We start from the raw sequence: 14,011 nt of genomic DNA on the forward strand, positions 1-14,011 counted from the left end.
CACGCGCCTCGACTCTCACACCAGCTTCGCCGGAATGGATTTCCCTGGCCCGTCCTGGCGCCTCATCACGACTCCGCCCGCGCGCGGAGCCGAAAATATGGCACTGGATGAGGCGTTGATGTACCGAGCCGCCGCAACTGGCGAATGGGTCCTTCGCGTCTACTCGTGGGGCACTCCGACGATGTCGCTTGGCCGGAATCAGACCGCCCGTGGCCGATATGACCTCGATCGGCTGCGCGACGACGCGATCGACGTTGTTCGCCGTCCCACCGGGGGCCGAGCGATTCTGCACCACCGCGAGATTACCTACAGCGTTACCGCGCCGTTGTCGACGGCCGGCGATCTTCGGACGTCGTACGAGCGGATCAACAGACTCCTGTTGCACGCCCTCGGCGCGCTCGGGGTTCAGGCGCGATTGGCGTTGCCCGAGCAACGCACCATGGCGCCCGGCGACGCCCCGTGCTTCGACCGCCCATCCGCCGGCGAAGTGATGGTGGACGGTCAAAAGCTCGCCGGCAGCGCCCAGTGGCGCACGGCCGACGCACTGCTCCAGCACGGGTCGATCCTGGTGGCCGACGATCAGACCAGACTCGCGCGGTACGCCATCGACGGCGGCCGGACGATTCCTGCGCCCGCCACCCTAGCCGACATCCTCGGGCGCACGCCATTGATCGAGGATCTCGCCGCTGCCCTGGCGAATGCGGTGCGCACCATCGAAGATCCGAACGCGACACCGCTCGATCTCGACGACGAAGTTCGTGCCCGAGCCTCGGCCCTCGTCGTCCGTTACGTAGACGACGCCTGGACCTGGCGACGATGATGCGTCCGACCCCGGACCTTTACGTCTCTTTCCCGCCCAACCGCTCCCGTTCAATGCGCCCAACTCGCCTCCTGCTCGCAACGCTGGCTCTCGCGGCCGCGTGCAAGTCGAAGGAAAGCTCGACTTCGTCCCAATCGCCGGTCGGCGGAACGCTGATCGTCGCTCCGGCTGGTGACGCGAACGATATCCTCCCGATCTTCGTCAACGACGCGACCGGCCGTCAGGTGTCGGACCAACTCTTCGACAAACTGGCTGATATCAAGTCCGACATGCAGACGATTGGCGATAAGGGGTTCACTCCCCGCCTCGCCACCAAATGGGAATGGGCGCCCGACTCGTTGTCGATCGCGTTTTCGCTCGATCCGCGTGCGCGCTGGCACGACGGCAAGCCCGTCACCGCTCGCGACGTGAAGTACAGCGTGTGGGCGTATAGCGATTCCACGGTCGGCTCTCCTGTCCGCCCACTCGTCGCGAACATCGATTCCGTCTCGATCCGCGACTCGTTGACGCCCGTCGTGTGGTTCAAGAAGCGCACGCCCGAACAGTTCTATGACGTGGCGTTCCAGGTGTACGTCGTCCCGGAGCACGTGTACGGATCGATTGCCGCGAAGGATCTCCGCACCGCGCCGCAGACGCGCACTCCGATCGGAACTGGTCGTTTTCGTTTCGTGAAATGGGAGCCGAGCGTGCGACTCGAGCTCGTCGCCGACACGACCAACTACCGTGGTCGCGCGCTCCTCGATCGGGTCATCTTCGCACCGGCTATTCCGCCGACCGCGTCTACGCAGGTCCTGACGGGTCAGGCGGATTTCATGGAAGCGTTTCCCATCGACCGCGCACCCGAATTGGAAAAGAGCACGGTCGCGCGGGAGATCGTCTTTCCGAGCCTGGGTTACGTGTTCCTGGCAATGAACCAATTCGAGCGCACCTCGAAGACCAAACCGCATCCGGTCTTGAGTGATCGTCGGGTGCGTCAGGCATTATCGATGGCGGTGGACCGCGCGTCGATGTTGAAGAACGTCTTCGATACGACGGGGCATCTCGCGCACGGCCCATTCCCGATGACTGTGCCGTATGCTGACAGCACCATTCACCTCCCGCCATTCGATACGACTGCAGCGAAGGCGTTGCTCGATTCAGCCGGCTGGCGTGTTGGCGCAAACGGCGTTCGTTCAAAGGGCGGCCGTCCGCTGCGCTTCAGCATCATCGCCCTCACGTCGAGCAGTCCACGTCAGCGCTATGCGGTGCTTCTCCAGGAGGCTTTCCGCAAAATCGGAGCGCAGGCCGACATCGACGCTCTGGACGCCGGCGCTGCCTATCAGCGATCCCTGCGCGGCGACTTCGACACCATTCTCTGGGCGTTCAATCCGGATCCCAGTCCGGCAGGATCGCGGCAGAATTGGGGCACGGCTGGCATGAGTGCCGGGGGTCAGAACTTCCTCCGCTACTCGAACCCGAAGGTCGACGCTCTGCTGGACAGTGCCACCGGATCGTTCGATCCCGCGAAGATGCGCGCGTATTCGTCGCGTGCCTTTCAAGCGATCGCCGACGACGCGCCCGCCATCTTCCTCTACGACATGGCCACGATCTTCGGCGTGCATCGCCGAGTGAACGTCGCGCAGTTCCGAACGGATGCCTGGTGGGCGAACCTCGCAGACTGGTCGATTCCGACAGAACGGCGTATCGACCGAGATCGCATCGGCCTCAGGCCCACGAAGCCCTAACCAGTGCGGCGACGCCTCGTCGCACGGCTGTGGCAATCGCTGATCGTCGTCCTCATCGTGACGACGATCAGCTTTTTCGTCATCCGCGCCGCGCCGGGAGATCCATTTTCGTTTGACGGAACTGGAATGACGCCGGCGTTGCACGCGCATCTCCGCGAGGCATTCGGCTACAACAAGCCACTGTGGGAGCAGTATGTGCGCTACATCGTGAACGTGGCGCACGGAGAAATGGGCTGGTCCTTCTCGCGACGCGTTCCCGTGTCAGAGGCCCTCGCACAGGCGATTCCGCGTACGCTGCTGCTCGCCGGCCTCTCGTTCGTTCTGGCCTTTTTCCTCGGTGCTGTCGTCGGCGTACTGCAGGCCGTGCGCGTCGGCACCTGGTTTGATCGACTTAGCTCCACCGTGCTGCTGTGGTTCTATTCGCTCCCTGATTTCTGGGCGGCGATCATGATACTTCTCATATTCGCGCACTGGTGGCCGATCTTCCCTGCTGGGCACATCGTCGATCCTGTGCTGCACGACTACTTCGGCCCATGGGAAGCGTTCGTCGACCGCGTAAAACACCTCGTGCTTCCGGTCGCGTCGTTGACGGTGGTGACGATGGCCGGGGTGTCGCGCTTTCAACGCGCCGCGATGCTCGAAACGCTTCCGTCCGAATTCATTCGCACTGCACGCGCGAAGGGACTCCCCGAGCGCGACGTGATCTGGCGGCACGCACTGCGAACGGCGCTCACCCCAATGGTCACGCTGCTCGGTCTCATGCTTCCGGCATTTCTCGGTGGCACCGTGTTCGTTGAGGCGGTGTTTGACTGGCCGGGGATGGGGCAACTTGCCGCCAACGCCGTGTCGACGCGCGACTACGATACAGTCACCGCAACGGTGATTGTCGGCGCGATCATGGTCGTCGTCGGCAATTTCGTCGCTGACACGCTGCAGATGGCCATCGACCCGCGCGTCCGTGCATAGCACGCAGAGTTCGACCTCGTCCGTCTGGCGAAAACTCCTTGCGCATCCGTCTGGCCGACGAGCGCTCGTGGTCGTCGCGCTTCTCGTGATTGCCGCTTTGATTGGCGCTTTGATCCCGAGAGATGCGATTCGACAGCAGCTCGACATTGTCGGGATGAAGAGTCAACCGCCTTCCTGGGCACACCCGCTCGGCACTGATCGGTACAGTCGCGACGTGTCGCTGCGTTTTCTCGCTGGGTCCACGCTTTCGCTCTCGATCGCCACCCTCGCGGTTCTGTTTTCGATGACGCTGGGAACCGGCTACGGACTCGTGTCCGGCTACTTTGGCGGGCGCGTCGACTCGATCATGATGCGTGTGCTCGACGGGTTTCTCGCCATCCCTCGCGTTCTGCTGCTCCTCGCTGCGCTCACGCTCTGGACGCACGTCGGACTGCCGAGGCTGATCCTACTGATCGGTGCGACAGGATGGTTTGGCGTTTCGCGGTTCGTCCGCGCCGAAACGCTGGCCGCCCGACAGTTGGACTACGTTGCCGCGGCGCGGTCGCTGGGCGCTCCAGACTTTCGAATTCTCTGGCGCCACATTCTGCCGAACGTGCTCGCCCCAGTCATCGTTACGGCCACGCTCGCCGTCGGCAATGTCATTCTCCTCGAGGCCGGCCTCTCCTATCTCGGAGTGGGCGTGCAGCAGCCCGACGCCAGTTGGGGTACGATGTTCCAGGACGGTGTCGACGCGTATATCGGCAATTGGTGGCTGGTACTCTTCCCCGGACTCGCCATCGCCGGGACGGCCATGGCCTTCAATGTGCTCGGCGACGCCTTGCGCGACGTCCTCGATCCGCGGCAGCTTCACGGCGCTGGCGGGTTGTCGTCGATGACGGCGCTCGCGTCCGCTGGACCTCGCACTCAATCATCGGAGAATGGCTGAGCCGCTTCTTCGCGTTCACGACCTTCGCACCTACTTCTACACCGAGAACGGCGTCGCCCGAGCGGTCGACGGCGTCAGCTTCGAAATCGGCGCAGGCGAAACGGTCGGTGTAGTCGGCGAGTCGGGGTGTGGTAAATCGGTTACGGCCTTTTCGCTTCTCCGGCTCGTGCGTCCACCCGGACGAATCGAGCCGGGCAGCGAAATCCACTTCGAGGGGAAGAACCTCGCGTCGCTCGACGAACGCGAGATGCGTGAAATCCGCGGCGCCCGCATGGCGATGGTGTTCCAGGAGCCGATGACCGCTCTGAACCCCGTCTTCAAGGTCGGCGAGCAGATCGCCGAGGTCGTTCGTGTGCACCATGCCGGCACGAAGAAGGAAGCGTGGGACCGCGCGGTGAAAATGCTCGAGACGGTCGGCATTCCGTCTCCTGCGCAGCGTGCGGACGAGTATCCGCATCAACTCTCGGGCGGGATGCGGCAACGCGTCGTCATCGCCATGGCGCTGGTGCTCAATCCCGCACTGGTGATTGCCGACGAGCCGACCACGGCACTCGACGTCACCATTCAGGCGCAGATCCTCGAGCTGCTCCGCGATCTCCAACAACGCTTCGGCACATCGATCCTGCTCATCACGCACGACTTGGGCGTCGTGGCCGAAACGGCGTCGCGTGTCATCGTGATGTATGGCGGCGAAATCGTGGAAGAGGCATCAGTCAACGATCTGTTCGCGCGCGCTCATCATCCCTACACCGAGGGCTTGTTGAGCGCGATGCCGCAGGTTGGTCAGCAGCGCGAACGACTGGCGACGATTCCGGGTTCAGTTCCTCCGCCAACAGCATGGCCAAAGGGCTGTCGCTTCCACGATCGGTGTCCGTATGCGTGGGAGCGCTGCGCTACTGAGCATCCGCCGCTGTATCAGATCGGTGCATCGCATACGTCGCGCTGTCATTTGGCTGAAGAGCCACAGCGCCGCGCCGAGAAGCACGATCCAATGGTCGCGCGCACATGACAGCTCCGGTGCGATACACGCCGACTGAAAAGCAGCCGCTCCTTTCGGTGCGCGGACTCGTGAAGCATTTCCCGATGCGAAAAGGTCTGTTCGGGAAACCCGCCGGAGTGGTTCGCGCGGTCGAAGGCGTTTCATTCGACGTGATGCCGGGCGAGACGCTCGGCCTCGTCGGCGAATCGGGCTGCGGAAAGTCGACGACTGGCCGCATGATCCTTCGCCTCATCGAACCCACTGCAGGATCGGTGGAGTTCGACGGCGTCGATCTCGTCTCACTCGGCTCGAGCGAGATGCGCAAGCTGCGGCGCAAGATCCAGGTAATCTTCCAGGATCCGTTCTCGTCGCTCAATCCGCGGATGACTGTTGGCGCGATCGTGCGAGAAGGACTCACGATCCACAAGCTCGCCGAAGGGGCGGCCGCCGACGCTCGAGTGAAGCAACTGCTCGATGAGGTCGGACTTCGCTCGGAGTACGTGTCGCGCTACCCACACGAATTCTCCGGCGGACAGCGTCAGCGCATTGGCATTGCGCGCGCACTCGCTGTCGAGCCGACGTTCATCGTTTGCGACGAGCCAGTCTCGGCGCTCGACGTGTCGGTCCAGGCACAGGTGATCAACCTGATGCAGGACCTTCAGCGCGATCGCGGACTCGCATATCTGTTCATCGCGCACGATCTCTCAGTCGTCGAACACATCGCCGATCGCGTTGCGGTGATGTACCTCGGCAAGATCGTCGAGCTGGCGACGTCAGAGGATTTGTATCGCGAGCCGTTGATGCCGTACACGCAGGCACTGCTGTCAGCGGTGCCGGTCGCGGATCCAACCGTCAAGAAAACGCGCGTGGTGCTCACGGGCGACGTGCCGTCGCCGGCGAATCCGCCGTCGGGATGCGTGTTTCATCCGCGCTGTCAGCATCCAGCCAAGGACGCGGCGTGCGCGCAGATCGTGCCGCCGCTCGAAGAAAAGGCGCCCGGGCACTGGGCGGCTTGCATCAAACAACCGCCCACAGGGGTAGACTGGGGCGTGCAACAAGCGGCTGGCGGTACGAAGCCTCCTGCTCGGTACCTCCCGGTGATCGCCTCGCAAACCTGATTCACGGACCGGACTGATGACGACTTCGAACAAGAACGTGTTCGATCAACCCGCCGCGGGCACGATCACCCACGACGAGATGCCACCGGGCTTCCGAAATCCGCAGGACGATCGCGGCTTCTTCGGCCACCCGCGCGGGCTGTCGACGCTGTTCTTCACCGAGATGTGGGAGCGGTTCTCGTACTATGGACTGCGCCCGCTCCTCGTCCTGTTCATGTCGGCCGCGCTCGCCCAGGGCGGATTCGGCTTCGACCGCACGCAGGCCTCGTCGATCGTCGGCATCTACGCAGCGAGCGTGTACCTCGCATCGCTTCCGGGCGGCTGGGTCGCCGACCGCATCCTCGGTTTGCGCCGCGCCATTTTCGTCGGCGCCCTGCTCATCTCGCTCGGCCATATCTCGATTGGTGTATCAGCATTTGCTCATGGGCGAGTGCCGTTCTTTCTCGGTCTGATCTTCATCGTGCTGGGCACGGGCTTGCTCAAGCCCAACATCTCGGCGCTGGTTGGCGATCTGTACCCTGAGGGCGGTGCTCGTCGCGACGCCGGCTTCTCGGTGTTCTACATGGGGATCAACTCGGGCGCCTTCTTCGGCCAGATCGTCACCGGCTCGCTGGGAGAATCGGTTGGTTGGCACTGGGGCTTTGGCGCTGCGGGCGTCGGCATGCTGCTCGGCTTGATCACCTACGCCATTCGCGCTCCCAAAACGCTCGGCCACCTTGGCCTCGACATCACGCGCAACCCGGATCCGGTCGCGCAGGCTCGTGAAATCGGCCGAGCGAAGCTGATGCTGTGGATTGGTGTGGCGCTTCTCGCCGCGGTGGTCGTTGCCGCTGCGACCGGAATGGTGACGGTCAATCCGAAAGCGATTGCGTCGAACATGACGTTCATCCTCGTCGGACTCGCCGTGCTGTACTTCGGCTACATCTTCTCCGCCGGCGGTCTGTCGACCGATGAGAAGAAGCGCGTGCTCGTGATCTTCGTCCTGTTCGTCTTCTCCGCCATCTTCTGGGCAGCGTTCGAGCAGGCGCCGACGTCGCTGAACCTGTTTGCGCGAGACTTTACCCGTCGCAACATCGGCGGGTTCGAGGTTCCGGCGACCTGGTTCCAATCGATCAACTCGGCGTTCATCATCATCTTCGCGCCGGTGTTCGCAGGCGTGTGGCTGTGGATGGCGAAGCGCGGTTTCGAACTCTCGAGTCCCGCGAAGTTTGCGCTCGGTCTCGCGTTCGCCGGAATCGGATTCGCGCTCATGATCCCACCGTCGAACGCGCTCGTCGCGAGCCAGGGCGCGCTGAAAGTGTCTGCGTGGTGGCTGACGATCAGCTATTTCTTCCAGACCCTCGGCGAACTGTGTGTGAGTCCTGTCGGCCTGTCGTCGATGACCAAGCTTTCGCCACGCAAATACGTCGGACAGATGATGGGCATCTGGTTCCTCGCGACGTCAGTCGGCAACCTGATCGCCGGCTTGGTCGGCGGTAATGTCGATCCAGAAAAGCTCGAGCAGACTCCGGCGCTCTTTACTGGAACGACCGTCGCGCTGTTTGCATCCGCGGCCCTGCTCGCCGTTCTGGCTATTCCGATCCGACGAATGATGAAGAACACTGAGGACGTGCGGGCGGCGTGAGGAGTGGAAGTGCTAGGCGCTAGGCACTAGGCACTAGGCGCTAGAGATTCGGACTTGGTTCCATATGTGAACGGCCTCGGGCAGATGGGTTTGCCCGGGGCCGTTATCACATAAATCTTCTTCCGATTCTCTAGCGCCTAGCGCCTAGTGCCTAGCGCCTAGTCGTTACCGCGGCCACCGGAAAATGCTGGACGGCACCGTGCGTTCACGCGTCGCCGCAATGTCCGACGGTTCGGGCAGGAAGAACGTCGTCTTGTCCGTATTCCCGAACCGGATCTCGATGTGGTGGCCGTGGTCTTCCGGATTCACGGCGAAGGCGAGGTCGAGCCGCCACATACGGGCCGATGCCGGTGGGACGGTTCCAAGAATACTAAAGCCCACCGCGGTGCGGATCGGCGTGTTCACGCCATACGGAATGTCGCCAGCCCAGAGGCGGCCCGCGTCGGCAAACACGCCGAAGCCGAGATCTCCCCAGTTGTTCGGACGGCCGACGAACTGACGATCTTCGACGCGCGCCACGAAACGCTGTCCGCCAGGCGTGTTCGATGCGGCGTAGCCGCGAACACCGCCATCGGGATCGCTCAGTGACAGGTTGAACGGAATGCGCTGACGCCACCCGCCGCTGAATTCGAGCGAGACGGTCGCCGTGTTCGATACGCCAGCCTTGATGTATTCCACCGCGCGCGCGTTTGTGAGAATGCCATCCCACAAGCCGTTGTCGTCGTTGCTCTGACGCCCTTCGCCCTGAAGCTGAAAGCGCAGCGCGTTGTTCCGACCAACCGCGCCGATGTAGAGGTCGCCCGCCATGAAAATGTCGTCGTCGCGCGACCCGAGCACCGATAAGCTGCGCCCGAACATCGTGCCGAGCTGAAAGCCGACCGGCATGTCCTGCGTTGCAGTCAACGCATCGAAGCCGACCACGCGAGCGAATCCGATGTCGCGCACGCCCCACAGTACGTTCGCGCGCGCGATCCGGTGCGACACGAATCGATTGATGAGCTGTGAACCCGTATCGGGAGCGAAGCCCTTGTTGGTGATCAGCACGGGTGTAGACGCCGGACGCTCGTCGTCGCCTGAGATCGACGCGCCAAACAGACTCAATCGGCCAGGAGGGCCGACGCGCACGATACCGCCGACGTCGAAATAGTTGCGCGCGACACGAATCGCATGGCTCGAATTGACGTCGTTCTGATACTGCACGTAGTCGTCGACGGCACCGGCGCGGCCACGCCAGGCAAAGCGCTGAATGTCCGTGTAGAACGGGTGCGTCATGTCGACGAGCCATTCGTCGCCAAGAGGATTCTGATATCCCTCGGCGGTGAGCGTGTACGGGTGTCCCAGGAATTGATTGTCGACGAACCGGGCGCCGAAGCCATCGCGAAACGCGCCGCCATCTCGCCACACGCCTGCGAGAAAAATTCCTTCGCCACCGAGATTCGCGTCGCCCACGCGCAGGAGACGCAGCGGCGGGCTGCCGCCGCCAATCGCCGCGCCGAGAACGAGCGCGACTTCGTCCGTGGTCCGCACGTCGAGCGTGACTTCATCGGCCGAATCGCGCACGACACGAATTTGCGCTTCGGCAATGAACGGTTGCGCGCGAAGAATGCGCTCAGACTCGGCGCGTCTCAGCTCGACGCAGCGATCGCCCTCGTGCAGCAACAGAAAGCGACTGATGACGTCAGGATCGGTCGTGCGGTGAACCGCGCTGGCAACCTTCGCCAGCGTCGGAACACGCTTGAAAATCGCGACGCTCGGCGCGGCCGAATGAATCGACACGCCGGCGATCCTCTGACCGGCACACCGGACAACGCTCGTGTCCTGCGCTTTCGCGCTCGCCGCGACGACGACCGACAATGCCGCCGCCGCACAATACCGTGAACCGAAGATGACTATTTCCCCATCCGACGCTTCAGCTCGTCGAGGCGCCGCGCCGCGTCCGCCTCACGATCCGCGTGGGCACGCGCGCGACCAAGCGAGTCGATCTCGTCGCGCAGCTTGCCTGATTCGGCCGTGGGATCGTTCTGCTCGTCGAGCACGGCGGCAGCCGGCGCCCGCGGGTCGGTGCCCGCCATGACGGCTTTGAGCTCGGCTGACATCGCGTCGACGTCGCGCTCGGCCAGCATTAGCTCCGCTTCCTGGGCGGTCACTTTTTGCCGGAGAACGTCGACGCGTTCGACGTGCATCTCCTCGTATTTCGCGGCAATGTCCACCGTTTCGCGGTCGTTGATCCCCTCGGCCAACTGCTTGCGACGACGGATGGTCTCGAGCTCCTGCTGCTCGCTGGTGAGCCGCTGGCGAGCCTTTTCGAGGCCTTGGCGCAAGTCGTCCAAGCCCATCCGGGCCTGCACGAGCGTGTCTTTCATACGGGATGCCACGATCCGGCGCTCCTCGGGGCGAGTAGCGCGACTCAATAAATCGTCGAAAGACCGTCGAAAACCGTCGAATACCATCGGTGCGTTGGCTCGGTGTGGCGAACCGGTGTACGATATAGGTCGTGTTAGTCGCAACGCAACCGAACACGCTCCCATGACGTTTGCGCCTTTTGTCATCGTCACCGCTACTACCGAAATCATTCGGGGTCGTTCCCGCGTCCGCGTGAACGAGGCCTATACCGACGCACTGGCGGCGGTCGGGCTCATACCGGTCATCCTTCCCCCGCTCGATCCCGTGCTGGCGGTGGCCTCCCTGCGGGATGTCGCGGGCCTGGTCCTCACGGGTGGCGAGGACGTCGATCCTGCGCTCTTCGGGCAAGCTCCGCACCCAAAAACCGGCGCGGCCCATCCCGGGCGCGATGCCTACGAAATCGCCCTCGCGCGTTCCGCGTACGAACGACGCGTTCCGACGCTCGCAATCTGTCGTGGAGCCCAGGTGATGAACATCGCTCTGGGTGGGACACTCGTGCAGCACATTCCCGAGGAACTGCCAAGCGCGGTCGACCACGACGCCTCGGAGCAGCGCGCCGACCGTGTTCACCGCGTGGCCATTGAGCCGGCGTCGCGTCTCGAACGCGTGATCGGGGAACGCGACATTCGCACGAACTCCTCTCACCATCAGGCCGTGGCGACCGTTGCCCAAGGTCTGCGTGTGAGCGCCGTGAGTGAGGACGGAATTGTCGAAGCGGTGGAGGCCCGCGATCCTGCCTGGTGGATGCTCGCGGTCCAGTGGCACCCAGAAGAGCTGACGGCGACCCCGGAGGACTGGGATCGCCGTCTATTCGCTGGCTTTGCCGACGCGGTGCGCGCAGCTGGCCGCGATTAGGATTTTCAGGTCACGCGCCAACGCGCTTCGTCCAGAACCTGGCGCATCAAGCGCTCTGGCGTTTGAACCGATGGAAAGAACAGCGTGTCGCTCACCGCGTTGAGCGCACAACGTAGAACGCCAAAGCGGTCCGCGGCCGACGCGTACAGCGACGACAGTCCGTGCTCCTCGGCGAGGCGATGGTCGGCGGCGAGTTGGAAGCCGAGTCGTCCCATTTCCTCGTAGTAGTCGAGATCGGGGCCGCCGCGTCGCCAACGACGCTGCTCGATGTAATCCGGAAAGATGCCACTCAGCCAGAGCGCATAGTTTCCGAGATGCGTCTGCACGAGGAATCGCCGGCGCGCGTCGGGATCATCGAGATCGCCGCAAAGTTGAGCGATGGCATCGTACACTTCGTCGTCGCCGGCACCAACGCGATGTGCGCGATCGCGGAAGCCGAAGTGAATGACGATGGCACTCACGTAATCGGCGAGTGCGCGGTCGCCTTCGCCCGCTTTGCGGAGCGCGTGACGAACCATCACATACGCGAAGAGCGTAAATGACGCGTGTGCGCCACGCGGATGGCGAAGCAGTGCCGCCGGTAAGCGCGGATCGTCGAGGACTGCGTCGATCCCCTCATCCGCAATGCGCGACTCGAGCGTAGACAGCTCGTCGCCCGAGTCTCGAGCCAGAATCCGCGCGGCGAGCTGTGCATCGTCGCGGGTCAAATGATGACGCGTGTCGGCGAGAATCATCTCTCCTCCAGTTCACCCAGTCATACACCGGGAGTATCGGCCTGGACGCACAAAAGTCCAAGCGGTGGGGAGAAACTCGGCAGCACTCGGGGGGCGAAACTGCCAATTCACCTGTGTTCACCGACTCCACTATGTCGCGAACCGTGCCAGCGGCACGCGGGAAAGCGAGGCCACGCGCAGTCCGCGACGGACGGACCCGCCGCTAGCGGAACGTGTATTACAGGGGGAACAGCCGTGGATGGGCTGCATGGCTGGGTGGTCCGAAGATCACACCGTCCCTAGCTTTCTTCGGGCGATCGCGGCCGTCGAACCTCCCGAGGACTCGTGCTGTACATCTGCATTCCCGCATTCAACGAAGCACAGACCGTTGGCGTGTTGCTCTGGCGCATCCGAAAGGTGTTCCAGGAGTACTCGCGCGAATACGAAGTCCTCGTCTACGACGATGGAAGCACTGACACCACCGCGGAAACGCTCGAACCATACCGCGACGTCATGCCGCTTACGGTGCTCGGGGGTCGCGAGCACCTTGGCTACGATCGCGCGCTCGATGCGCTCGCCCGCGAGGTGTCAGCGCGCACGCGCTATCCGCGACGCGACGCGATGATCACGCTGCAGGCCGACTTCACCGATCAGCCCGAGCACCTGCCAGAGCTGATCAAGCGCTTTGAGGGCGGCGCCGATCTGGTGGTAGCGGAACGCACGATCTCGCCGCTGGCGCCCACTCCGGTGCGTCGCCTCAAGTGGGTCGCCGGTTGGGCCATGCGAGCCGCGGGAGCCGTACCTGGCGTGACCGATCCGTTCGGGACGCTGCGACTCTATCGCATTACCCTGATCCGCGATCTGATCAAGGAATCGGGTGACGCACCGATCGTGCAGGGCCAAGGCTGGGCCGCGAATCTCGACCTGCTCCGCCGCACCGCGCCGCTCGCGCGGCGCATGGAGGCAGTGCCGCTCGAGTCTCGCTACGACGTTCGCGCACGAGAGACGCGCATCCGTCCGTGGTCCGACGGTCTCGCGCTCTTCCGCGCCCGGCGAACGTCGATCCCGCGAAAGGCTGGATCATGATCCGAGGCTTCGGCCGCCTCCTCGCGACGTTGCTCGTCAGCGCGTTTCCGGTCGCGGCACAGGATACTTCGCATACCGCCAGCAAACCCGTGCCGTTCGGCGTTGGTGAGCGGCTGGAGTATCAGGTCAAGTTCGGCAAGCTGCCCGTTGGCTCGGGTGACATGGAAGTCATGCCGATGGACACGGTGCGCGGCCACGACACGTGGCATACGGTGTTCAACATTCGTGGCGGAATTCCGTTCTATCGCGTGAAGGACAAGTACGAGGCGTGGTTCGACATGCGCACGCTCGCGTCGCTTCGCTACTGGCAGGACATCGACGAAGGCAGCTACGAACCGAAGCGGCACTACGAGATCTATCCCGACAAGCGCGAGTACATCGAAGACAAAAAGGAACCGCAGGAGAGCGTGGAGCATCCGCTCGACGAAGCGTCCTTTCTGTACTTCATCCGAACGCTTCCTCTGCGCGTGGGAATGGACACGAGCTTCAACGACTATTTCAAGGCGAAGGGAAATCCAGTTCGCCTGCGAGTCCTGCGGGCCGACACGATCGAAGTGCCGGCTGGCAAGTTCGCCGCAATCGTCGTCCAGCCGATGTTCGCGTCCAAGCTGTTCTCCGAAGGCGGAAACGCCGAGGTCTGGCTTTCGGACGACGAGAATCGCATCATGCTGCAGATGAAGTCGAAGCTCAGCTTTGGATCCCTCAGCCTCTTCCTCAAATCGTACCAGCCGTCCCCGGCGAAGACCGCCCCGCTGAACCGGATCACCAAACCGCACCACTAAGTCCGCGCGAAGCGGA

13 protein-coding genes are annotated in these 14,011 nt (G+C 63.3%); 10 read left to right on the top strand and 3 right to left on the bottom strand.

What is annotated here, in order from left to right:
• Positions 1-97: 97 nt before the first annotated feature.
• The 7 genes from AC6H4Z_RS19105 to AC6H4Z_RS19135 all read left to right on the top strand — a co-directional run bounded on the left by AC6H4Z_RS19105 (position 98) and on the right by AC6H4Z_RS19135 (position 8,156).
• Positions 98-820 (top strand): lipoate--protein ligase family protein, encoded by a 723-nt coding sequence (locus AC6H4Z_RS19105; protein WP_497543558.1) that lies wholly within the window; start codon positions 98-100, stop codon positions 818-820.
• A 53-nt stretch (positions 821-873) separates the two neighbouring features.
• Complete coding sequence (locus tag AC6H4Z_RS19110) at positions 874-2,544, top strand: peptide ABC transporter substrate-binding protein (protein WP_497543559.1); 1,671 nt, start codon at positions 874-876, stop codon at positions 2,542-2,544.
• Positions 2,545-2,547: 3 nt separating this feature from the next.
• A complete protein-coding gene (locus tag AC6H4Z_RS19115) occupies positions 2,548-3,510 on the top strand; it encodes an ABC transporter permease (protein ID WP_497543560.1) in 963 nt (320 codons plus the stop codon).
• Positions 3,503-4,435: an ABC transporter permease gene (locus tag AC6H4Z_RS19120; RefSeq protein ID WP_497543561.1), complete on the top strand. Its 933-nt coding sequence runs from the start codon at positions 3,503-3,505 to the stop codon at positions 4,433-4,435. Before AC6H4Z_RS19115 ends, AC6H4Z_RS19120 begins: the two co-directional genes overlap by 8 nt.
• Positions 4,428-5,444: an ABC transporter ATP-binding protein gene (locus AC6H4Z_RS19125; protein ID WP_497543562.1), complete on the top strand. Its 1,017-nt coding sequence runs from the start codon at positions 4,428-4,430 to the stop codon at positions 5,442-5,444. The genes AC6H4Z_RS19120 and AC6H4Z_RS19125 overlap by 8 nt, the downstream gene beginning before the upstream one ends.
• Positions 5,441-6,532: an ABC transporter ATP-binding protein gene (locus tag AC6H4Z_RS19130; RefSeq protein ID WP_497543563.1), complete on the top strand. Its 1,092-nt coding sequence runs from the start codon at positions 5,441-5,443 to the stop codon at positions 6,530-6,532. The genes AC6H4Z_RS19125 and AC6H4Z_RS19130 overlap by 4 nt, the downstream gene beginning before the upstream one ends.
• A gap of 79 nt (positions 6,533-6,611) precedes the next feature.
• Positions 6,612-8,156: a peptide MFS transporter gene (locus AC6H4Z_RS19135; RefSeq protein ID WP_497547066.1), complete on the top strand. Its 1,545-nt coding sequence runs from the start codon at positions 6,612-6,614 to the stop codon at positions 8,154-8,156.
• A 165-nt stretch (positions 8,157-8,321) separates the two neighbouring features.
• On the opposite strand, the gene AC6H4Z_RS19140 is transcribed toward AC6H4Z_RS19135, so the two are convergent.
• Positions 8,322-9,932: a BamA/TamA family outer membrane protein gene (locus tag AC6H4Z_RS19140; RefSeq protein ID WP_497543564.1), complete on the bottom strand. Its 1,611-nt coding sequence runs from the start codon at positions 9,930-9,932 to the stop codon at positions 8,322-8,324.
• A 113-nt stretch (positions 9,933-10,045) separates the two neighbouring features.
• The gene (locus AC6H4Z_RS19145; RefSeq protein ID WP_497543565.1) at positions 10,046-10,606 is read right to left on the bottom strand and encodes a hypothetical protein; all 561 of its coding nucleotides are present in this window, start codon (positions 10,604-10,606) and stop codon (positions 10,046-10,048) included.
• A 76-nt stretch (positions 10,607-10,682) separates the two neighbouring features.
• Here AC6H4Z_RS19145 and AC6H4Z_RS19150 point away from each other — a divergent pair, with 76 nt between their 5' ends.
• Positions 10,683-11,414: a gamma-glutamyl-gamma-aminobutyrate hydrolase family protein gene (locus AC6H4Z_RS19150; protein WP_497543566.1), complete on the top strand. Its 732-nt coding sequence runs from the start codon at positions 10,683-10,685 to the stop codon at positions 11,412-11,414.
• Positions 11,415-11,419: 5 nt separating this feature from the next.
• On the opposite strand, the gene AC6H4Z_RS19155 is transcribed toward AC6H4Z_RS19150, so the two are convergent.
• Positions 11,420-12,148 carry a hypothetical protein gene (locus AC6H4Z_RS19155; protein WP_497543567.1) on the bottom strand — a complete coding sequence of 243 codons (729 nt, stop codon included), beginning with the start codon at positions 12,146-12,148 and terminating at the stop codon, positions 11,420-11,422.
• A 324-nt stretch (positions 12,149-12,472) separates the two neighbouring features.
• Between AC6H4Z_RS19155 and AC6H4Z_RS19160 the strand changes: the two genes are divergently transcribed.
• Together AC6H4Z_RS19160 and AC6H4Z_RS19165 are read left to right on the top strand one after the other, a co-directional pair.
• The gene (locus tag AC6H4Z_RS19160) at positions 12,473-13,213 is read left to right on the top strand and encodes a glycosyltransferase family 2 protein (protein WP_497543568.1); all 741 of its coding nucleotides are present in this window, start codon (positions 12,473-12,475) and stop codon (positions 13,211-13,213) included.
• Entirely contained in the window at positions 13,210-13,995 is a 786-nt protein-coding gene (locus tag AC6H4Z_RS19165) for a DUF3108 domain-containing protein (RefSeq protein ID WP_497543569.1), read from the top strand. The genes AC6H4Z_RS19160 and AC6H4Z_RS19165 overlap by 4 nt, the downstream gene beginning before the upstream one ends.
• Positions 13,996-14,011 lie beyond the last annotated feature (16 nt).

This window comes from Leucogemmata humicola (assembly GCF_055379415.1).